The following is a 19973-nucleotide window of genomic DNA, read 5'->3' on the forward strand; positions in this document are numbered from 1 at the left end:
GTCCGGTGACCGGTCGAAGGGGCGCGACGGCGGCCCCGGGGGCCGCGGGCAGCGCGACGGTGCCCCGCTTCACCGGCTCGCCCGGCTCCGCCTTCTTCTCCGCCGGACCCCCGGACCCGTCGCCGGCCTGCTCCAGGCCGGACTCCAGGGCGAGCAGCCGCCGTCCTTCGAGCGCGCTGGCCCGCTCGGTCTCGGCCGTGGCGTACCGGCGCAGCAGCGCCGCGTGTTCGCCCCGCAGCCGCGCCAGCTCGACGCGCTTGGCGCGCAACTTGCCCTCCAGGCCGGTGCGCAGCTCCCTGGCCTCCTCCAGCTCGGATTCGAGCTCCGCGGCGCGCTCCTCGGCGCGCCACTCGTCCCGGGCCCGGGCGGCGGCGAGTTCGGCGACCCGCTTGCCCGCCGCGCGGTCCCAGGTGCGCATCAGCACCGCGCCAGTGCAGGCCGCGGCGGCCGCGGCGGCCACCAGCGCGCGGAGCACCAGCGCGTCGCCGACCAGCCAGGCACCGGCGGCGCAGGCGAGTGACACACCGGCAACCGTCGTCGGGGGAAGCAGCCTGTGCAGGGGTGGCGAATGGCGGTGACGTCCACGTGGCATGGCCAGAAACTTACCGTGCGTTCGATCCGTTCGGGGCGGCGCCCCGCAATCTGTTTTCTGCTGGTTACTTTCCTGTCGGCCCCGGTCGAGTTCCGCCGAGTTCCGGCCGCCTACCCGCTCACTTCTTCAACAATCCCTTCGAGCGGAGGTACTCCTTGGCGACATCGGCGGGCTTCTGCCGTTCGGCGTCGACCTTGCGGTTCAACGCGATCAGATCGTCGGTGGTCAGCGCCTTGGTGAGCCGGTCGAGCGCCGCCTCGATCTCGGGCGCCCCGGCCTTCTCGGCGTTCACCACGGGCAGCAGATTGTCGGCGTTCTGGAGCTTCTTGTCGTCCTCCAGCAGCACCAGCCCGAAGTCCTCCAGCGTGGCGTCGGTGGTCGTCGTCAGCACCATCTGGTCCGTGCCGTCCTTGACCGCCTGTTTGGCGGGCGTGGTGCCCACGCCCTTGGGGTCGACGGCGGTGATGTCGATGCCGTAGACCTTCTCCAGGCCGGGCCGGCAGAACGGCCGGATCGCGCATTCGTCACCCGCCGCCAGTTTGACCGGAAGCTTGGATCTGCCCAGGTCGGAAAGCGTCCTCAGGTTGTTCTTCGCGGCGAATTCCTTGGTGACGGCGAACGCGTTCTGGTCCACGGCGCCGCCCGCCGGGAGCACCTTCAGCCCCCGCGGCTCGGCCAGCTTCTTCAACTCCGCCACCGTCTTGTCCACATCGCTGGAGGCGACCGGCGCGGCCGTCGGCCCGTTCTGCTTGCCGTTGAGGAATTCCGCCAGCGTGGCGGCGTATTCCGGCACGACGTCGATCTGGCCCTTCTCCAGCGCCGGCGCGTACAGCTCACGGTTCTTCAGCGTGGTGACCGAGGTCCGATATCCGGCGTCGGCGAGCACCTGGGAGTAGAGCTGGGCCATCAGCGAGGACTCGGTGAAGCCCGCCGAGCCGATGACCAGGGAGCCCTTGGACCCGCCCGAGCCCGACGCGCCGCCGCCGCGGGCCCCGGTCTCCTCCAGGCTCTTGCCCCCACAGGCCGTCAGCCCCGCCGTCAGGGCGACCGCGGCCAGCGCCCCGGCCGCCACCCGTATGCCCCGCGCGTTCCGCGCCGCTCCCGCCGCGGGCGCCGCCTTGCTTCTGAAGATCACGTTCCACCTCATCGTTGCCGAACGGCCTGCTGCACGGCCCACTGCGCGAGGGCCAGCAGGGCCTCGACGGTCAGGGCCAGGGCGGCGACCAGAATCGCCCCGGCCACCACCTGGGGGGTGTTGTAGGTGTTGAAGCCCGCGGTGATCAGCCGGCCCAGGCCGCCGCCGCCCGGGAGCGCGGCCAGCGTCGCGGTGGCCACGACCTGCACGGCCGCCGACCGCACCCCCGTCATGATCAGTGAGAAGGCGAGCGGCAGCTCGACCCGGAACAGCACCTGCCCGCCGGACATCCCCATGCCCCGCGCGGCCTCCACCACACCGCGGTCCACCTCCCGCATGCCCACATAGGCGTTGGTGAGCAGCGGCGGCACGGCGAACAGCACCAGCGCGATGACCGTCGGCAGCTCCCCCTGCCGGCCCAGCGGTGTCAGGGTCAGCAGCACCAGCACCGCGAAGGTCGGCACCGCCCGCCCGGCGTTGGAGAGGTTGACCGCGAGCGCCCCGCCCTTGCCGATATGACCGAGGGTCAGCGCGATCGGCAGCGCGATGGCGCAGGCGAGCGCCAGACAGACGGCCGTGAGCCACAGGTGCTCCCCCAGCCGGTGGCCGGCCCCGCTCTCCCCCGCCCAGTTGGCCGCCGTGGTCAGCCAGGTCCAGGCGTCGGCTATGGCTCCCACCGCTCAGCCCACCTTCGCCGTACGAGCCGTGCGGGCCGCACCCGCCGTACGGGCCGCGCCGCCCGTACGAGAGGAGACCGCACCGCCCGTACGAGAAGAGCCCGCGCCACGTATGCGGGCGAGCCCGCCGGAGCGCCGGCCGCCGCTCCCGGCCCGCGCCCAGGGCGTCAACAGCCGCTGCGCGCCCAGCAACAGCACATCCGCCAGCACCGCCAGCGCCACACAGAGCACGGAGGCCGTCAGCACCTGGGCCTTGAAGAAGCTGTCCATGCCCTCGTAGATCAGATTGCCCAGGCCGCCGAAGCCGACGATGGCCCCGACCGTGGTGAGCGACACCGCGGAGACCGTGGCGATCCGCAGCCCCGCCATCATCGCGGGCAGCGCCAGCGGCAGCTCCACCCGCAGCAGCAGCCGCAGGGGGCCGTATCCCATGCCGCGCGCCGCCTCGCGGGCCTCGGCCGGCACGCCCTCCAGGCCCGCCAGGATGTTCCGCACCAGCACGGTCAGCGAATAGAGCACCAGGCCCGTGACCACCACCGAGACCGAGACCCCGAACACGGGCATCAGCAGCGCGAACATCGCGAGCGACGGCACGGTGTAAAGCACCGTGGTCAGCCCGAGCACCGGGCCGCGCAGCCCTCCCCCGCGCCGCGCCAGCAGCGCCAGCGGAAAGGCCACCAGCAGCCCGATGGCGACCGAGGCGGCCGTGATGCCGATGTGCTGGACCGTGGCGTCCAACAATTCCTGTGACCGGGAGCGGACGTACTCCCCGCAGATCCAGTCGTTCGCCGCCAGGCAGCTCCGAGCACTCACGCCGGTCCACCTCCCCCGCCTCGGCGTTTCAATGCGTACGACCTTATCCCCGGGGGCCGACAATCAGATGAGACGATCCACAGCGGGCAGGTGTTCTTCATACGAATCAGCCGAATGAGCACCGCACCGGCCACAATGGGGACCCATGATCCGCTTCGAGCACGTCAGCAAGCGCTATCCGGACGGCACGACCGCCGTGGACGATCTGTCCTTCGAGGTGGCCGAGGGCGAGCTGATCACGCTCGTCGGGCCCTCCGGCTGTGGCAAGACCACCACCATGAAGATGGTCAACCGGCTGATCGAGCCCACGGCCGGCCGCATCCTCCTGGACGGCGCGGACATCGCCGGCGTGGACCCCGTGAAGCTGCGCCGGCGGATCGGCTACGTCATCCAGCAGGTGGGCCTCTTCCCCCACAAGACGGTGCTGGAGAACACCGCCACGGTGCCGCACCTGCTCGGCTGGCAGCGGCGCAGGAGCCGGGAGCGGGCGGCCGAGCTGCTCCACCTGGTCGGCCTCGACCCATCCGTCTACGGCGACCGCTACCCCGACCAGCTCTCCGGCGGCCAGCGCCAGCGCGTCGGCGTGGCCCGCGCGCTCGCCGCCGACCCGCCCGTCCTGCTCATGGACGAGCCCTTCGGGGCCGTCGACCCGGTCGTGCGCGAGCACCTCCAGAACGAGTTCCTCAAGCTCCAGGAGCAGGTGCGCAAGACGGTGCTGTTCGTCACCCACGACATCGAGGAGGCCGTCCGGCTCGGCGACCGCATCGCCGTCTACGGACAGGGGCGCATCGAACAGTTCGACGCGCCGGCCGCCGTCCTCGGCGCGCCCGCCACCCCGTACGTGGCCGACTTCGTCGGCGCCGACCGGGGGCTCAAGCGGCTCTCAGTCACCCGCATCGAGCCCGGTGACCTGGAGAAGCCGCCCATCGTCCACCTCGACGACACGCTGGGCTCGGCCGCGCGGCGGATGGCCGCCGACGACGCGCGCTGGGCCGTGGTGCTCGACCACGACGACAGCCTCCACGGCTGGCTCTCCGCCGACGCCACGGAGTCCGGCGCGGCCGGCACCGTACGCGACCACGCGCGGCGCATGGAGGCCTGGCTGCCGGTGGGCTCCTCGCTGAAGCACGCGTTCAGCACGATGCTCCAGTACGACGCGGGGTGGATCGCCGTGCTCGACGGGGAGCGGTTCCTGGGGGTCCTGACCCCGGCCAGGCTGCACGAGGCGCTGCGGCGCTCGATCGACGCGGATGTCCGCGCCGTCGACCGCGCGGACGTGGACCTGGACACGGTCCACAGCCCCTGAGGACGTCGCGCCGCGCCCCCGGACCGCCGGGGGCGTGCCCTTACGACGTGGCCCTTACGGCGTGGCCCCCGGCGGCGCCGTGGCGGCAGCCCTTACGACGTGGCCCGCGCCGTCGGCGGCGGGGGCTCGTCCTCGTCCTCCGGCAGCCGGCACACCCGCTCCAGGAAGAGCGCCGCCGCCACCACGGCCACCCCCGCGAGCACCGAGAGACCGGCGTAGATCGCCTGGTCGCGGCGCGGGTCGACATCGAGGCCGTCGATGACCAGGAAGACGCCGACCCCGCCGTACATCCCCGCGACCAGCGCGGCCACCAGGGCGCTCGCCTGGCCGAAGACCACCGCGCGGGCGGCCACCAGCGGATCGACGCCCTTCGCCCCGGGCCGGCGCTCGCGCTGGGCCTTCAGCCGGGCCCGCAGCGCCAGGGCCGTGGCCGCCAGCACCGCCGCGATCAGCGCCAGCACGATCGGCGCGGCGACGGGCACCCGCGGCAGGGTGCCGATCGCGTTCCACAGCCGGGCCCCGGCCCAGGACAGCACTCCGGCGACCACGAACAGCCCGCCCAGCACCCCGATCCGAAGTTGCCTCACCGAGCGCTCGCCCTTCATCCCGTACAGCCCGTACAGATCACCAGATCCGCAGAGCCTAACGACTACTCCGGCAGCCTGAGTTCCAGATCCTGCCGCGGTTCGACCCCGGCGCTGCCCAGCCGCGCCAGCAGACCGGCCACCGCGCCGCGCCCCGGCAGCTCGGCCGTCGGCTCCACGTCGTGCCACGGCACCAGCACGAACGCCCGCTCATGGGCCCGCGGGTGCGGCAGCGTGAGCGCCGGGTCGTCCGAGATCACATCCTGGTAGGAGACGATGTCGACATCGAGCGTGCGCGCGCCCCAGTGCTCGGCCCGCACCCGTTTGAACGCCTCCTCGATCGCGTGTCCGCGCTCCAGCAGGGACGCCGGCGGCAGCGTCGTCTTCACCAGCACCACGGCGTTGAAGTACGACGGCTGCGAGCCCGGCGCCACGCCCCACGGCTCCGTCTCGTACACCGGGGAGACCGCCTTGACCCGCAGGCCGGGCGTGTCCTCCAGGGCGTCCACGGCCCCCTGGAGGGTCTCCAGCCGGTTGCCCAGGTTGCTGCCGAGCGCTATCACGGCCCGCTTGGGGTTGCTGAGGGTGACATCGGCGGCGTCCACCTGCTCCACGACCGAAGCGGGCACCGGCTGCACGGTGGGGTCACTGCTGGTCATACGCGGCTCCGGGTGATGGTGACGGTCACGTCGTCGAAGGGCACGGCGATCGGGGCGTCCGGCTTGTGGACGGTCACCTCGACCTCCCGCACCGGCTCGTGCTTCAGACACTGCCGGGCTATTCGCTCGGCGAGAGTCTCGATCAGATCGACCGGCTCCCCCTGCACCAGCTGGGCGACCTCTTCCGCCACGATGCCGTAGTGCACGGTCTTCGCGAGATCGTCGTCGGCGGCGGCCGGACGGGTGTCCAGGCCGAGCACCAGATCCACGACGAAGGTCTGGCCCTGTTCGCGTTCACTGGGGAAGACGCCGTGGTGCCCGCGAGCCCTGAGGCCACGCAGCGTGACACGATCCACGCGAATCACTCCTGCTGGTCGTCGGATGATCGGGCGCGCTCCGGCCTCCGCCGCAGCCCACCCGCACTCGAATCTACCTGCGAGCACCGACAGCGCTCGCCCACGGGGAACGCGGGACCCGTCCGCCGCACCGCCCCGGCGGGCCTCCGCCGGCCGGGCACCGGCGCCGGAGGGGCGCCACGGAGACCCACAGCACGTCACGGAACGCCACGGCACGCACGGCCACCGGGGCCCGCGTCCCACCCCTACCCGGAGAGCGGACGGCTCGAACAAGGGGTGCGCCGAGCATCGCCCTGACGGGCCACAACCCCGCCCACCAGCGGCGCGGCACCCGGTGGGCACCGCGCCGGGTGCGGTCAGACGTCGATCGTTCCGGAGGGCCCGGAGCCCCCCGGCTCGTCCTCGTCGTCCTCGTCGTCACCGCGGTCGGCGAGCACCGGCGAGCCGTGGTGCGACCAGACCTTCCACCCCTCGGACGTGCGACGGAACACATTCGTGGCGACCACCAGCTGGCCCACGAGCGGGCCCAGCGCGCCGTCCTCCTCCGCCGGACCGCCGCTGAGGATGTTCTCCGTGCAGGTCACCAGCGCGGTGTCGCCCTCGACGGCCACTTCCACATCGGTGAGGAAGAACTGGATGTACTCGGTGTTCGCCATGATCAGGGCGTAGGAGCGCAGCACCTCGCCGCGCCCGCGCAGCACCGGCCAGCCCGGGTGGACACAGCTGATGTCGCCCGGCAGCCACATGTCGGAGATCGCTTCGAAGTCTCCCCGCTCCATCGCCTCGTACAGGGCGGTGTTCGCCAGCTCGACCTGCTCGCTGTCCGTACGAGCCGCGCTCACTCGGCCCCCTCCGCGCCCTCGATGGCGCGGGCCACCCGTACGGCGTCGGCGGTCGCCCGCACCTCGTGCACCCGTACGGCCCAGGCGCCCTCCCGCGCCGCCAGGGCGGAGACCGCGGCCGTGGCCGCGTCGCGCTCGCGGGCCGGTGGCGGGCTGCCGTCCGCGTCGGCCAGCACCCGGCCGAGGAACCGCTTGCGGGAGGCCGCCACCAGCAGCGGGCGGCCCAGCTCGCGCAGGGCGCCCAGATGCGCCAGCAGGCTCAGATCGTGCTCGGCGTCCTTCGCGAAGCCCAGGCCGGGGTCGATCACGATCCGCTCGGGGGCGATCCCACCGGCCACGACGGCGTCCATGCGCCGCCGCAGCTCCTCGCGGACCTCCGCGACCACGTCGTCGTACCGGGCCCGGCTGTTCATGTCCCGGCTGAAACCGCGCCAGTGCATCACCACGAACGGCACCCCGGCCGCGGCCACGGCCGGCACCATCGCGGGGTCGGCGAGGCCGCCGCTCACGTCGTTGACCAGCACCGCGCCGGCCTCCACGGCCCGCTCGGCGACCGAGGCCCGCATGGTGTCCACGGAGACCCGCGCGCCCTCGGCGGCCAGGGCGCGCACGACGGGCACGACCCGGCGCAGCTCCTCGGCCTCGTCCACGCGCAGCGCGCCGGGGCGGGTCGACTCCCCGCCGACGTCCACCAGGTCGGCACCCGCCTCGGCCAGGGCGAGGCCGCGCTTGACGGCCGTCCCGGTGTCGAACCAGCGCCCGCCGTCCGAGAACGAGTCGGGGGTGACGTTGACCACGCCCATCACCGCACAGCGGTCCCACTCGGGAAGACCGGCGACGCGGCCGCGCAAGGTACTCATGCCCCAAGCCTAGGGCTCCCCCGGGGACCGGGGCGGTGGGCCGCCCCGCATAAGCTTTCGGTTGCGATCGATACGGTTCGGAACCGTTTCGGATTTAACGCCATCTAGCCTCACAGACACCGCTTTCGTGGCTCCGTCGAAGAGATCTCGCGCCGGCTGGTCGCAGCACCCGGACACCTGTCGCGCCCCCGTAGGCCGCCGCTCGGATCGTCCGGGTTCCGTTTGCCGGGCGGCCGACTCGAAGTGATCCTCGGGGGCGTGTCCCCACCGTCGCGACACGGACCGGCCGGTCGCACGTGAAGAGAAAGCTCCTCATGGGTCTCACCAGCAAGAAAGTTCTGCTGCTGGCCGTCATCGTGGCGGTGCTGCTGTTCGCTCTCACCATCTGGCTCTGGCCGCGGCTCGCCAAGCGCTCCGCGCCGGCCGTTCTCGGCCGGATCGGTCTGCTGCTGGCGACCCAGCTCTCGATCCTGGCCGCCGGCGGTCTCGCGGCCAACTTCTACTTCGGCTTCTACAGCTCCTGGGCGGACCTGTTCGGCGCGGACGACAAGATGGGCGTGGTGGTGGACCACAGCGCCGGTCCCGCCAAGCAGGTCACCGTCGTGAAGACGCAGAGCGTGGGCGTGCCCGGCGGCGGCAACCCGAAGGTCGGCGGCCGCATCGAGAAGGTGCAGATCACCGGCGACTCCACCCGAATAGCCGTGCCCGCCTACGTGTATCTGCCGCCGCAGTACTTCCAGCCCGAGCACGCCGACAAGAAGTTCCCGGCCGCCGTCGTCCTGACCGGCTACCCGGGCACCGCCGAGAACCTGATCTCCCGGCTGAAGTACCCGCAGACGGCCACCGAGCACATCCGGGCCGGCTCGATGCGGCCCACCGTCCTGGTCCTGATGCGGCCCACGGTGGCCCCGCCGCGGGACACCGAGTGCGTCGACGTGCCGGGCGGCCCCCAGGCCGAGACGTTCTTCACCAAGGATCTGCGGAAGGCCATCTCCACGCACTACCGCGTCGGCGACAAGGCCGCCAACTGGGGCGTCATGGGGAACTCCACCGGCGGCTACTGCGCGGTCAAGATGACCATGCGCAACCCGGACGCCTTCTCGGTCGGCGTGGGCCTGTCCAACTCCTACAGGGCCCCCATCGACACCACCACCGGTGACCTCTTCGCCGGCAACAAGAAGCTGGCCCAGGAGAACGACATGCTGTGGCGGCTGAAGAACCTGCCCAGCCCCAATGTCTCGGTGCTGGTGGCGACCAGCAAGGAGGGCGAGGACAACCTCCGGGACACGCAGAAGTTCATCAGCACGGCCAAGCACCCCATGCGGGTCTCGTCGATCACCCTCGACTCCGGCGGCCACAACTTCAACACGTGGAACCGCGAGGTGCCGCCGGCCCTCGACTGGCTCTCCAACCGCCTCAGCGCGGTCTGAGGAACCGTTTCGGCACCGGCCCGACGCCGGGTCCCGTACGCCCGGCCGGCGCCGGTCCCGTACGCCACCCGAACCCGCACGCCCCGAAACACCCGGTGGGCGCCCGCACCCCTCAGGTGCCGGCGCCCACCGTCATGACCGGCGCCGTCATGACCGGCGCCGTCAACGCGCCATGATCAGGCTCATCGCCTCGGAGCGGGTCGCCACATCGCGCAGCTGCCCGCGCACCGCGGAGGTCGTGGTCTTCGCGCCCGGCTTGCGGATGCCGCGCATGGACATGCACATGTGCTCGCACTCCACCACGACGATCACCCCGCGCGGCTCCAGGATCTCCATCAGGGAGTCGGCTATCTGGGTGGTGAGTCGTTCCTGCACCTGGGGGCGGCGGGCGAAGACGTCGACCAGCCGGGCGAGCTTGGACAGCCCGGTGATCTTCCCGTCCGCGGAGGGGATGTAGCCGACGTGCGCCACCCCGTGGAAGGGCACCAGGTGGTGCTCGCAGGTGCTGTAGACCTCGATGTCCTTCACCAGCACCAGCTCGTCGTGGCCCAGGTCGAAGGTGGTGGTCAGCACCTCCTCCGGGCGCTGCCACAGCCCGGCGAAGATCTCCCGGTACGCGCGCGCCACCCGGGCGGGGGTCTCCAGCAGCCCCTCGCGGTCCGGGTCCTCGCCGACCGCCAGCAACAACTCGCGCACGGCGTTCTCGACCCGCTTCTCGTCGAACTCGCCCAGGGTGGCGTGGCCGTCCAGCGTCACCGGGTCGGTCATCTGTGCCTCGTTCCTCGTCTGGCCGTGGGAGGTGCGGATGCGCGTCGACAAGCGAACGAAAACAGCCGCTCCTCCCAGAGTAGAACCCTGGGAGGAGCGGCCTGCATTCCGGGGCGACCCCGGCGGACCTGGGCGTCAGCCCTCGGTGCGGTCCTCCGGGCGGTCCGCCGGCTCCGGCGCCTTGACCGTGGAGGTCGGGGCGGCCGAGGCCGACGTGGTGCCGTTGGCGGCCTGGGCGCCGTTCGCCATGGTCAGCTCCTTGGGGGAGAGCACCGGCGGACGGGTCGACGGCGTACGGCGCGAGGAGCCGGTCCACGCGGGGCGCGCGGGGCGCTTGACCACGTGCTTGAAGATCTCGGCGATCTCCTCCTTGCCGAGCGTCTCCTTCTCCAGGAGCGCCAGCACGAGGTTGTCGAGGATGTCGCGGTTCTCGACCAGGATCTCCCACGCCTCGTTGTGCGCGGTCTCGATCAGCTTCTTGACCTCTTCGTCGACCAGCGCGGCGACCTCTTCCGAGTAGTCCCGCTGGTGCGACATCTCGCGGCCCAGGAACGGCTCGGAGTTGTCGGAGCCGAACTTGATCGCGCCGAGGCGCTCGGTCATGCCGTACTGGGTGACCATCGCGCGGGCCGTGGCGGTGGCCTTCTCGATGTCGTTGGCGGCACCGGTGGTCGGGTCGTGGAAGACCAGCTCCTCCGCGGCGCGGCCGCCCAGCATGTACGCCAGCTGGTCGAGCATCTCGTTGCGCGTGGTGGAGTACTTGTCCTCGTCCGGGAGGACCATGGTGTAGCCCAGGGCGCGGCCGCGCGACAGGATCGTGATCTTGTGCACCGGGTCGCTGTTCGGCGACGCCGCCGCGACCAGGGCGTGACCGCCCTCGTGGTACGCGGTGATCTTCTTTTCCTTGTCGCTCATGATCCGGGTCCGCTTCTGCGGGCCGGCCACGACGCGGTCGATCGCCTCGTCCAGGAAGTGGTTGTCGATCAGCTTCTTGTCGCTGCGCGCGGTGAGCAGCGCGGCCTCGTTGAGCACGTTCGACAGGTCCGCGCCGGTGAAGCCGGGGGTGCGGCGGGCGACGGCCGACAGGTCGACGTCCGGGGCGACCGGCTTGCCCTTCTGGTGGACCTTGAGGATCTCCAGTCGGCCCTGCATGTCCGGGCGGTCGACCGCGATCTGCCGGTCGAAGCGGCCGGGGCGCAGCAGCGCCGGGTCCAGGATGTCGGGCCGGTTGGTGGCGGCGATCAGGATGACGCCGCCCTTCACGTCGAAGCCGTCCATCTCGACCAGCAGCTGGTTGAGGGTCTGCTCGCGCTCGTCGTGACCACCGCCGAGGCCCGCACCGCGGTGCCGGCCGACGGCGTCGATCTCGTCGACGAAGACGATCGCCGGAGCGTTGGCCTTGGCCTGCTCGAACAGATCGCGGACCCGGGAGGCACCGACACCGACGAACATCTCGACGAAGTCGGAACCGGAGATCGAATAGAACGGGACACCCGCCTCGCCGGCGACGGCGCGCGCCAGCAGGGTCTTACCGGTGCCGGGCGGGCCGTACAGCAGCACGCCCTTGGGGATCTTGGCGCCCACGGCCTGGAACTTCGCGGGCTCCTGGAGGAACTCCTTGATCTCCTGGAGCTCCTCGACCGCCTCGTCCGCCCCCGCCACGTCGGCGAAGGTGGTCTTGGGGGTGTCCTTGGTGATCAGCTTGGCCTTGGACTTCCCGAAGTTCATCACTCGGGAGCCGCCGCCCTGCATCTGATTCATCAGGAACAGGAAGACCACGACGATCAGGACGAAGGGCAGCAGCGAGAGCAGGACCCCGATGAAGGGGTTCTGCTTCGACGGGGAGACCGTGTACCCCTTCGGGATCTGCTTGTCCTGGTACTTGGCCTGAAGGTCGCTGGCGAGCTGGACACCCTGGTCGCCGATGTAACTGGCCTGGAGCTTGTTGCTCCCCTTGACCTTGGCCCCGTCCTTGAGCTCGACCTTGATCATCTGCTCATCGCCGGTCGTCAGCTTGGCGGACTCGACCTTGTTGTCGGCGATCGACTTGACGACCTCGGCGGTATCCACCGTCTTGTAGCCGCCGGAAGAGCCGACGACCTGCATCAACACGACCACGGCGAGGACGGCCAGCACGATCCACATGACCGGCCCACGGAAGTAGCGCTTCACGTCCATCCATACGGGGCGCGAGCGCCCCGTCCCTCCTGCCACAGTGAGGCACGTCGGCCCCTCGGCGGGGCCGGCTGTGCGTACGGTGTTTTACTCGAGCTGAAAAAGACTGACCTTCGGACGGTACCCCAGCATTGTCACCCGACGCCGCCATGGACGGTTAACAAAACCGCCTTCCCCTCCTCCAACGGCGGGAAACGCCGGAGAGTTCCCGGGGCCGGGCGGCGGCGCGGGCCGGGGTCAGCCGCCGTAGACGTGCGGGGCCAGGGTGCCGACGAACGGCAGGTTGCGGTACTTCTCGGCGTAGTCCAGGCCGTAGCCCACGACGAACTCGTTGGGGATGTCGAAGCCGACGTACCGCACGTCGATGGCCACCTTGGCGGCCTCCGGCTTGCGCAGCAGGGTGCACACGTTCAGCGAGGCCGGACCGCGCGAGCTGAGGTTGGACAGCAGCCAGGACAGCGTCAGACCGGAGTCGATGATGTCCTCGACGATCAGGACGTCCCTGCCCGCGATGTCGGTGTCGAGGTCCTTGAGGATGCGCACGACGCCGGAGGACTTGGTGCCCGCGCCGTAGGACGACACGGCCATCCAGTCCATGGTGACCGGGGTGGACAGGGCCCGCGCCAGGTCCGCCATCACCATCACGGCGCCCTTGAGCACACCGACGATGAGCAGGTCCTTGCCCGCGTAATCCGCGTCGATCTTCGCGGCCAGCTCCGCCAGCTTCGCGTCGATCTCTTCCTTGGTGATGAGCACCGACTTGAGGTCGGTGCCCATGTCCTTGTCGTCCACCCGTGTCACTCTCGGTTGTCTCGGCCCGTCCGAGCGCGTACGGGGGTACGGCCCGGGGCGCTGCCGAGGATTCGGCACTTCAGTGTCCGGCGGCTGCCTCGTCGCGTCGCCGGATCACCAGACTGCCACACCGGCGTCGAACCTCCACCCGGCCGGGGAGGTTGATCGCCCCCTGGCCGCGCCAACCGGTGATGAGACGGTCCACTTCCTCGATGTGCTTCGCGAAGAGCGAACCGGGTGGGGAGCCGGCCGCGATCGCGGCCCGGCGCAGCACCCGCCGGCGCACGGCGGGCGGCAGGGCGTAGAGCTTGGCGGTGTCGAGGTCGTCGAGCGTGCCGTCCTCGAGGCCGGCGGGGCCGACGGGCACCCGCCGCACCGTGCGCTCCGCCTCGGCGGCCCAGGCGTCGAGGGCGTCGGCGTCGTCCCGGGAGAGCTGCGCGGTCCGGGCCAGGGCCTCGATCACGCCCTTGCCGAGGGACTTCTCCAGGGCGGGGATGCCCTCGTGGCGCAGCCGGGAGCGGGTGTAGGCCGGATCGGCGTTGTGCGGATCGTCCCAGACCGGCAGGGCCTGGACCATGCACGCCTTGCGGGCCGTCTGGCGATCCAGGTGGAGGAAGGGGCGGCGGTAGCGGCCGCCGGTGCCGGAGACGGCGGCCATGCCGGACAGGGAGCGGGTGCCGGAGCCGCGGGCGAGGCCGAGGAGGACGGTTTCCGCCTGGTCGTCGCGGGTGTGCCCGAGCAGCACGGCGGCCGCGCCATGGCGCTCGGCGGCGGCGTCCAGCGCGGCGTACCGGGCGTCCCGGGCGGCGGCCTCGGGGCCGCCTCGGCGGCCGACGCTCACGGCGATGGCCTCGACCGGGTCCAGCCGCAGGGCCCGCAGCCGCGCCACGACCTCGGCGGCGCGCAGGTCCGAGCCGGGCTGGAGGCCGTGGTCGACGGTCACGCCGCCGGCCCGTACGCCGAGTTTGGGGGCTTCGAAGGCGAGAGCGGAGGCCAGCGCCAGGGAGTCGGCGCCACCGCTGCACGCGGCCAGCACCAGCGGGCGCGGCTCGTCGGGGGTGGGGTGGTGCTCGGTCAGGACGTCGTGGAGCACGCGGCGGACTGCCAGGCGTATCGCCGCGACCGCTGGATGGGGACCCATGTCCGGTTCACTTCCTCGATGCCGTTCGGGGGCCGTTCTCGGGCTTCGGTCGCGCTCCGGCCGGAAGCCGTCCGGGGCGCGGTCGGGTGTCGTCGAGCCGTCGTCGAGGCCACTGCCGGAATGCCGCGGCTCCAGTGCTGCGCCGACGCCTCGCCGACACCGGTTTCCGTCACGCTGAGTATGTAGATGGTGACAGAGACGAGCTGTTACCCGAGCATCGCACGCCTACCCTTCGCCCACGGTCCCTCGGACGAGTGATTGCGGGGGCGTTCACCTGCCCGAGCCCGCGCCCTTTTCACGACTCCGCCTTACGATGCACCCGCGCGACCCAGTCTGCCGGTTTGGCGATCTCCGACTTGGTCGGGAGCGTGTTGGGAGAGGTCCAGACCCGGTTGAAACCGTCCATACCGACCTCGTCGACCACGGCTCGTACGAACCGCTCCCCGTCACGGTACTGACGCAGCTTGGCGTCCAGGCCCAGCAGCTTGCGGAGCACCTGGTCGAGCCGGCCGGCACCGCTGGCCCGGCGCTTCTGGAACTTCTCCCGGATCTCGGCCACGGACGGCACCACTTCCGGACCGACCCCGTCCATCACATAGTCCGCGTGCCCCTCCAGCAGCGACATGACCGCCGTGAGCCGCGCCAGGGTCTCCCGCTGCGCGGGGGTCTGCACCAGCTCCACGATGCTGCGCCCGCCCGGCTCGTCCGCGCCCTCCGGCCGCCCCGACACGGCCTGCTGGAGCGCCTCCCGCACCCGCTCCAGCAGGGTGCCCGGGTCGATCTCCGTCTGGCCCAGGAACGCCTGGATCTCGCCCTCGATGTGGTCGCGCAGCCAGGGGACGGCCGTGAACTGCGTCCGGTGGGTCTCCTCGTGCAGGCACACCCAGAGCCGGAAGTCGTGCGGCTCCACCTCCAGCTCCCGCTCGACGTGGACGATGTTCGGCGCGACCAGCAGCAGCCGGCCGCCGCCCGCCCCGCCCGCCGGCAGCTCCCGGCTCGCCGGCGCGAACGTCTCGTACTGGCCGAGGACGCGCGAGGCCAGGAACGACAGCAGCGCCCCCACCTCGACGCCCGTCACCTTGCCGCCGACGGCCCCGAGGACCGCGCCCCCGGGCATGTCCGAGCGGCGCTCGCGCATCTTCTCCAGCAGCGGCTTGAGCAGTTCGCGGAAGCCGGCGACGTTCGCCCTGATCCAGCCCGGCCGGTCCACGATCAGTACGGGTGTGTCCTGGCCGCCGCCGTCGCCGGGGGCGGCCATCCGGGTGAAGGCGCGGACGTGCGCCTCCGAGGACTTCGCGTGCCGCCGCAGCTCGGCGACCACGGCGCGGGCCTCGTCGCGGCTCACGTCGGGCCCGGGGCGTACGAGGCGGGTCGCGGTCGAGACCGCGAGATTCCAGTCGACCATCTCGGCACCACCGATGCTCGTCATGGGTTCACGGTACGTGGTGTGCCGCACGAGCGGAGGGCGTTGGGGTCCGGGACGAAGGCGTCAGCGGCAACCGCAGGTGGCGATGGTGTCGGCGAGGCGGTCCAGGGCGGCCGGGGCGCCCGGCGGGAGTCCCTCGTCGCCGTGCCCGTTCGTCAGGAACGCGAACACCAGCAGCCGCCCGTCCGCGTCCGCCACCGTGCCCGCCAGCGTGCTCACCCCGCGCAGCGTCCCCGTCTTGGCCCGCACCACGCCCGCGCCGGCCGAGGCACCCCCGTACCGCCCGCTGAGCGTCCCGCTGAACCCGGCCACCGGCAGGCCCGTGAGGACCGGCCGCAGCTCGGGCCGGCCCGGGTCGGCGGCCAGGGCCAGCAGCCGGGCGAGGAGCTCCGCCGAGACCCGGTCGTCGCGGCTGAGCCCGCTGCCGTCGGCGAAGCGGGCCCCGGCCACCGGCAGCCCCAGCTTCGCCAGGCGCGCCGCGACGGCCCGCCCCGCGCCCTCGAAGTCGGCCGGGGCGCCGTCGGCGAGGGCGGTCTGCCGGGCGAGCGCCTCGGCGATGTCGTTGTCGCTGTGCGTCAGCATGCGCTCGACCAGCGCGGCCAGCGGCGGCGACTGGACGGCGGCCAGCCGGCGCGCGCCCGCCCCGGCCCGTACGGACGCCGGGGCGCCGTCGACCTCGATCCCGCGCTCGCGCAGCAGCTCGGCGAAGGCGCGGGCGGTGTCGCCCGCCGGGTCGGCGGAGCGCGGCGCGGGCCCGCTGTCGCTGTTGTCGGTGCGGCCCTCGTCGAGCATCAGCGGGGTGACGGGGGTGATGTTCTCGTTGGTCCCTATGGGGTGGTCGACGGGGCCGGTGTAGCGGGAGGTGTCGTACCCCAGCCTGATCTTCCTGGTGCCGGCGGCGGTCAGCGCGCGGGCCGTTCCGTCGGCGAGGGTCCGCAGGTCGGCGTACCCGCCGCCGGCCACGGCGCCGGTGCCGGCGCTGCCCGGGGTGCCGCGTGCGGTGAGGGTGGGGTCGCCGCCGCCCACCAGGACGACGGGGCCGCCGTCCGGCTCGGCGACGGCGGTCGTCTCGATGCGGTGCTCGGGGCCGCGCGCGGCCAGGGCGGCGACGGCGGTCGCGAGCTTGATCGTGGAGGCGGGGACGGCGGCCTCGTCGGCCCGCACCCCGTACAGCCGGCGGCCGGTCGCCGCGTCGACCACGGCGGCGGCCCGCAGCCCGCCGAGGGAGCCGTCGCGCAGCAGCGGGTCGAGCGCCCTGGCGAGCCCGGCCTCGGTGGGCACGGGCCCCAGTTCCCCGGCGCGGGCCGCGTCCCCGGAGCCGCCGCCCACGCCGAGCGCGGCGAGCACGGCCGCGGCGCTGGGCGCGGGGGCGGGGCCGCCCCTCCCGTCGTTCCCCCGACCGGGGGCTCCCGGGGCGCCGGACGGGCCGCCGTCACCGTGATGTCCGCCACCCACGCCCGTACGGGTGAGCTCCGCCGCCCGGTTCCGCTCGGCCACCCGCTGGCCGGAATCCCATGGTCCGGCGGCGCTCACCGCACCGGCCGCGACGGCCAGGCCGAGGACCGCGGAACCGGCCGCGACCTGCCACGACGGCCATGGCCGCCCCGCGCGTCGCCATCCTCCGACGGGGCGGCCGAACCGCCGCCATCCGGCCTCGGGCACCCTGGACCAGCCCCTTTCGCCACCACACACCTGCGTGGGGGACACTTAATCACCCGAGTATGTGCTGATCATGGAGGAGCCACCCGTGGAGTTCGACGTCACCATCGAGATCCCGAAGGGTTCGCGCAACAAGTACGAGGTCGACCACGAGACCGGTCGCATCCGTCTGGACCGTCGACTCTTCACCTCGACCAGCTACCCGGCCGACTACGGCTTCGTCGAGAACACCCTGGGTGAGGACGGCGACCCGCTGGACGCGCTGGTCATCCTGGACGAGCCGACCTTCCCGGGCTGCCTGATCAAGTGCCGCGCCATCGGCATGTTCCGGATGACGGACGAGGCCGGCGGCGACGACAAGCTGCTGTGCGTGCCGGCGTCCGACCCGCGCGTGGAGCACCTGCGGGACATCCACCACGTGTCGGAGTTCGACCGCCTGGAGATCCAGCACTTCTTCGAGGTCTACAAGGACCTGGAGCCCGGCAAGTCCGTCGAGGGCGCCAACTGGGTGGGCCGCGCCGAGGCCGAGGCCGAGGTGGAGGCGTCCATCAAGCGCCTGGAGGCGGCCGGCGGCAGCAAGCACTGAGCCGAGGCAACGTTCCGGCGGGCGGGCGGCGCACCCTGTGTGGGGGCGCCGCCCCCCCCCCCCCCCCCCCCCCCCCCCCCCCCCCCCCCCCCCCCCCCCCCCCCCCGGCTGTCCGGGGCCGTACGAGGCGGTGGGGCCGGAGTACGGGCACGGTGCTCGTACGGTCGCGGCCGGCGTACGAGCACATGGCGGGCGGCCTCCCGGGGCATGCGGCATCGTGACTGAGAAGCGACAGGAGCGACGCGCGCGACCGTGGTGACCTCAGCGACTGACAGCGATCAGAGCGACTGAAGCGACAGGGGAGAAGGCGAGACCGACGAGACGGACGACGACGGAGGAGCGAGACATCGTGGCGGTGAACCCCCAGCGGAACAGGCGTCCCGCGGAGCCCGCCGGGCCGTCCGGCGGCGGCGCCGCGGGGTCGGGGCAGGGGTCGGGAGGGTCCGCACCGGGCGACCACGACAAGGGCCCGGAGGACCGCAGGCCGCAGGCCGACGAGTCGCACAGCGCCTTCACCCCGCCGCCGGGCGTGCCGCTGCCGCCCCCGCCCGAGGACGAGCACCCGACGTCGGAGTTCGCGCTGCCCACCGGGGTGACCGCCGACGCGCCGCCCTCCGCCGAGTCCGAGGGCTCCGCCTTCACGCCCCCGGCCGGCACCGTGCCGCCCGAGCGGCCCCCCGCGTTCACCCCGCCGCACGGCATGCCCGTGGTGCGGCTCACCGAGGAGGCCCCCTGGCAGGACCGCATGCGCACCATGCTGCGCATGCCGATCGCCGACCGGCCCGTGCCCGAGCGGGCCCGGCGGCCCGAGGGCGAGCCGGGGCCGCCCGTGCCCCGCGTGCTCGACCTGACCCTGCGCATCGGCGAGCTGCTGCTCGCCGGCGGCGAGGGCGCCGAGGACGTCGAGGCCGCGATGTTCGGCGTCGGCCACGCCTACGGGCTCGACCGCTGCGAGCCCACCGTCACCTTCACCCTGCTGTCCGTCACGTACCAGCCCTCCCTCGTCGACGACCCGGTCACGGCCAGCCGGACCGTACGGCGGCGGGGCACGGACTACACCCGGCTCGCCGCCGTCTTCCGGCTGGTCGACGACATCTGCTCGCTGGAGGTGGAGGTCTCCCTGGAGGAGGCGTACCGCCGGCTGGCGGAGATACGCCGCAACCGCCACCCCTACCCCGGGTGGGCCCTCACCGTCGCCAGCGGCGCCCTCGCGGGCGGGGCGAGCATGCTGGTCGGCGGCGGGCTCGTGGTCTTCCTGGCCGCGGCGGTCGGCGCGATGCTCGGCGACCGGCTGGCGTGGCTCTGCGCCGGGCGCGGGCTGCCCGAGTTCTACCAGTTCGTCGCCGCGGCGATGCCGCCGGCGGCGATGGGGGTCGCCCTCACCCTCGCCCACGCCGACGTCCGCGCCTCCGCGGTGATCACGGGCGGGCTGTTCGCGCTGATCCCGGGGCGGGCGCTGGTCGCCGCCGTCCAGGACGGGCTCACCGGCTACTACATCACCGCGTCGGCGCGCCTGCTGGAGGTCATCTATCTGATCGTCGGCATCGTCTGCGGCGTGCTGATGGTCCTCTACGGCGGGGTGCAGCTCGGCGCGAGCCTCAGCCCCGACCAGGCGCTCGGCTATGTGCCCCGGCCGGTGCCGCAGATCTTCGCGGCGATGCTGCTGTCGGTGTCCTTCGCCCTGCTGCTCCAGCAGGAACGTCACACCGTGCTGGCGGCGGGGCTCAACGGCGGCGTGGCCTGGGTCATCTACGGGGCGCTGCACGACACGGGGGGCGTCTCGCCGGTCGCCGCCACGGCGATCGCCGCGGGGCTCGTCGGGCTCTTCGGGCAGCTCCTCTCCCGCTACCGGTACGCCTCGGCGCTGCCGTACGTCACGGCGGCGATCGGGCCGCTGTTGCCCGGTAGCGCGACGTACTTCGGGCTGCTCGCGCTCGCCCAGGGCCATCCCGACACGGGGATGACGTCCCTGATCAAGGCGGCGGCGCTGGCGCTGGCGATCGCGATCGGCGTGAACCTGGGCTCGGAGGTCGCGCGGCTCTTCCTCAGGGTGCCGGGGGCGGGGGAGATGGGCCGCAGGGCGGCCAAGCGGACGCGAGGCTTTTAGCAAGCCTTTCGCGAAGGGGGTTGTCGCTCGCGCCTGCGGCGCACGCCCCCTCCACCTGTCTCTTA

Annotated in this window: 18 protein-coding genes and 1 pseudogene; 4 read left to right on the forward strand and 15 right to left on the reverse strand. The window is 72.6% G+C overall.

What is annotated here, in order from left to right:
• The 4 genes and pseudogenes from ACSNOD_RS14395 to ACSNOD_RS14410 form a co-directional block, all read right to left on the reverse strand.
• A pseudogene (locus ACSNOD_RS14395) lies at positions 1–592 on the reverse strand (hypothetical protein); the annotation flags it as partial.
• 118 nt (positions 593–710) lie between these two features.
• Positions 711–1670 carry an ABC transporter substrate-binding protein gene (locus ACSNOD_RS14400; RefSeq protein ID WP_436767318.1) on the reverse strand — a complete coding sequence of 320 codons (960 nt, stop codon included), beginning with the start codon at positions 1668–1670 and terminating at the stop codon, positions 711–713.
• 65 nt (positions 1671–1735) lie between these two features.
• Positions 1736–2404: an ABC transporter permease gene (locus ACSNOD_RS14405; RefSeq protein WP_436767304.1), complete on the reverse strand. Its 669-nt coding sequence runs from the start codon at positions 2402–2404 to the stop codon at positions 1736–1738.
• A gap of 3 nt (positions 2405–2407) precedes the next feature.
• On the reverse strand, positions 2408–3217 hold the full coding sequence (locus tag ACSNOD_RS14410; RefSeq protein ID WP_436767305.1) for an ABC transporter permease: 810 nt from the start codon (positions 3215–3217) through the stop codon (positions 2408–2410).
• A gap of 145 nt (positions 3218–3362) precedes the next feature.
• Here ACSNOD_RS14410 and ACSNOD_RS14415 point away from each other — a divergent pair, with 145 nt between their 5' ends.
• Positions 3363–4523 (forward strand): ABC transporter ATP-binding protein, encoded by a 1161-nt coding sequence (locus tag ACSNOD_RS14415; RefSeq protein ID WP_436767306.1) that lies wholly within the window; start codon positions 3363–3365, stop codon positions 4521–4523.
• A 92-nt stretch (positions 4524–4615) separates the two neighbouring features.
• On the opposite strand, the gene ACSNOD_RS14420 is transcribed toward ACSNOD_RS14415, so the two are convergent.
• The 5 genes from ACSNOD_RS14420 to folP form a co-directional block, all read right to left on the reverse strand.
• The gene (locus ACSNOD_RS14420; RefSeq protein ID WP_436767307.1) at positions 4616–5110 is read right to left on the reverse strand and encodes a DUF3180 domain-containing protein; all 495 of its coding nucleotides are present in this window, start codon (positions 5108–5110) and stop codon (positions 4616–4618) included.
• Positions 5111–5172: 62 nt separating this feature from the next.
• The gene (folK, locus tag ACSNOD_RS14425; RefSeq protein WP_436767308.1) at positions 5173–5766 is read right to left on the reverse strand and encodes a 2-amino-4-hydroxy-6-hydroxymethyldihydropteridine diphosphokinase; all 594 of its coding nucleotides are present in this window, start codon (positions 5764–5766) and stop codon (positions 5173–5175) included.
• Positions 5763–6122, reverse strand: a complete 360-nt coding sequence (folB, locus tag ACSNOD_RS14430; protein WP_436767309.1) for a dihydroneopterin aldolase — start codon at positions 6120–6122, stop codon at positions 5763–5765. The genes folK and folB overlap by 4 nt, the downstream gene beginning before the upstream one ends.
• 356 nt (positions 6123–6478) lie before the next feature.
• Positions 6479–6964: a nuclear transport factor 2 family protein gene (locus ACSNOD_RS14435; RefSeq protein ID WP_436767310.1), complete on the reverse strand. Its 486-nt coding sequence runs from the start codon at positions 6962–6964 to the stop codon at positions 6479–6481.
• Positions 6961–7824, reverse strand: coding sequence for a dihydropteroate synthase (gene folP / locus ACSNOD_RS14440; protein WP_436767311.1), 864 nt, complete (start codon positions 7822–7824; stop codon positions 6961–6963). Before folP ends, ACSNOD_RS14435 begins: the two co-directional genes overlap by 4 nt.
• A gap of 314 nt (positions 7825–8138) precedes the next feature.
• Here folP and ACSNOD_RS14445 point away from each other — a divergent pair, with 314 nt between their 5' ends.
• Entirely contained in the window at positions 8139–9254 is a 1116-nt protein-coding gene (locus tag ACSNOD_RS14445) for an alpha/beta hydrolase (RefSeq protein WP_436767312.1), read from the forward strand.
• Between the two features lie 162 nt (positions 9255–9416).
• Here the strand turns inward: ACSNOD_RS14445 and folE are convergent, their stop codons facing one another.
• The 6 genes from folE to dacB all read right to left on the reverse strand — a co-directional run bounded on the left by folE (position 9417) and on the right by dacB (position 17053).
• The gene (gene folE / locus ACSNOD_RS14450) at positions 9417–10022 is read right to left on the reverse strand and encodes a GTP cyclohydrolase I FolE (protein ID WP_436767319.1); all 606 of its coding nucleotides are present in this window, start codon (positions 10020–10022) and stop codon (positions 9417–9419) included.
• A 135-nt stretch (positions 10023–10157) separates the two neighbouring features.
• Entirely contained in the window at positions 10158–12200 is a 2043-nt protein-coding gene (gene ftsH, locus ACSNOD_RS14455) for an ATP-dependent zinc metalloprotease FtsH (RefSeq protein WP_436767313.1), read from the reverse strand.
• Between the two features lie 234 nt (positions 12201–12434).
• The gene (gene hpt, locus ACSNOD_RS14460) at positions 12435–12974 is read right to left on the reverse strand and encodes a hypoxanthine phosphoribosyltransferase (RefSeq protein ID WP_436767320.1); all 540 of its coding nucleotides are present in this window, start codon (positions 12972–12974) and stop codon (positions 12435–12437) included.
• A 94-nt stretch (positions 12975–13068) separates the two neighbouring features.
• Positions 13069–14130, reverse strand: a complete 1062-nt coding sequence (gene tilS / locus ACSNOD_RS14465) for a tRNA lysidine(34) synthetase TilS (RefSeq protein ID WP_436767314.1) — start codon at positions 14128–14130, stop codon at positions 13069–13071.
• 295 nt (positions 14131–14425) lie between these two features.
• Positions 14426–15559 carry a zinc-dependent metalloprotease gene (locus ACSNOD_RS14470; protein ID WP_436767315.1) on the reverse strand — a complete coding sequence of 378 codons (1134 nt, stop codon included), beginning with the start codon at positions 15557–15559 and terminating at the stop codon, positions 14426–14428.
• 60 nt (positions 15560–15619) lie between these two features.
• Positions 15620–17053: a D-alanyl-D-alanine carboxypeptidase/D-alanyl-D-alanine endopeptidase gene (gene dacB, locus ACSNOD_RS14475; RefSeq protein ID WP_436767316.1), complete on the reverse strand. Its 1434-nt coding sequence runs from the start codon at positions 17051–17053 to the stop codon at positions 15620–15622.
• Between the two features lie 250 nt (positions 17054–17303).
• On the opposite strand from dacB, the gene ACSNOD_RS14480 reads away from it, so the two are divergent.
• On the forward strand, positions 17304–17801 hold the full coding sequence (locus ACSNOD_RS14480; RefSeq protein ID WP_436767321.1) for an inorganic diphosphatase: 498 nt from the start codon (positions 17304–17306) through the stop codon (positions 17799–17801).
• A 349-nt stretch (positions 17802–18150) separates the two neighbouring features.
• A complete protein-coding gene (locus ACSNOD_RS14485; protein WP_436767317.1) occupies positions 18151–19908 on the forward strand; it encodes a threonine/serine ThrE exporter family protein in 1758 nt (585 codons plus the stop codon).
• Positions 19909–19973: the final 65 nt, after the last annotated feature.

The organism is Streptomyces sp. URMC 123 (genome assembly GCF_051386515.1).
Taxonomy (GTDB): domain Bacteria; phylum Actinomycetota; class Actinomycetes; order Streptomycetales; family Streptomycetaceae; genus Streptomyces.

Excerpts from the sequence above, each read along its gene's own strand:
- hpt (WP_436767320.1), bottom strand. The coding sequence starts at position 12,974 with ATGGGCACCGACCTCAAGTCGGTGCTCATCACCAAGGAAGAGATCGAC.
- ACSNOD_RS14470 (WP_436767315.1), bottom strand. The coding sequence starts at position 15,559 with ATGACGAGCATCGGTGGTGCCGAGATGGTCGACTGGAATCTCGCGGTC.
- ACSNOD_RS14445 (WP_436767312.1), top strand. The coding sequence starts at position 8,139 with ATGGGTCTCACCAGCAAGAAAGTTCTGCTGCTGGCCGTCATCGTGGCG.
- folK (WP_436767308.1), bottom strand. The coding sequence starts at position 5,766 with ATGACCAGCAGTGACCCCACCGTGCAGCCGGTGCCCGCTTCGGTCGTG.
- folE (WP_436767319.1), bottom strand. The coding sequence starts at position 10,022 with ATGACCGACCCGGTGACGCTGGACGGCCACGCCACCCTGGGCGAGTTC.
- tilS (WP_436767314.1), bottom strand. The coding sequence starts at position 14,130 with ATGGGTCCCCATCCAGCGGTCGCGGCGATACGCCTGGCAGTCCGCCGC.
- ftsH (WP_436767313.1), bottom strand. The coding sequence starts at position 12,200 with ATGGACGTGAAGCGCTACTTCCGTGGGCCGGTCATGTGGATCGTGCTG.
- ACSNOD_RS14415 (WP_436767306.1), top strand. The coding sequence starts at position 3,363 with ATGATCCGCTTCGAGCACGTCAGCAAGCGCTATCCGGACGGCACGACC.
- folP (WP_436767311.1), bottom strand. The coding sequence starts at position 7,824 with ATGAGTACCTTGCGCGGCCGCGTCGCCGGTCTTCCCGAGTGGGACCGC.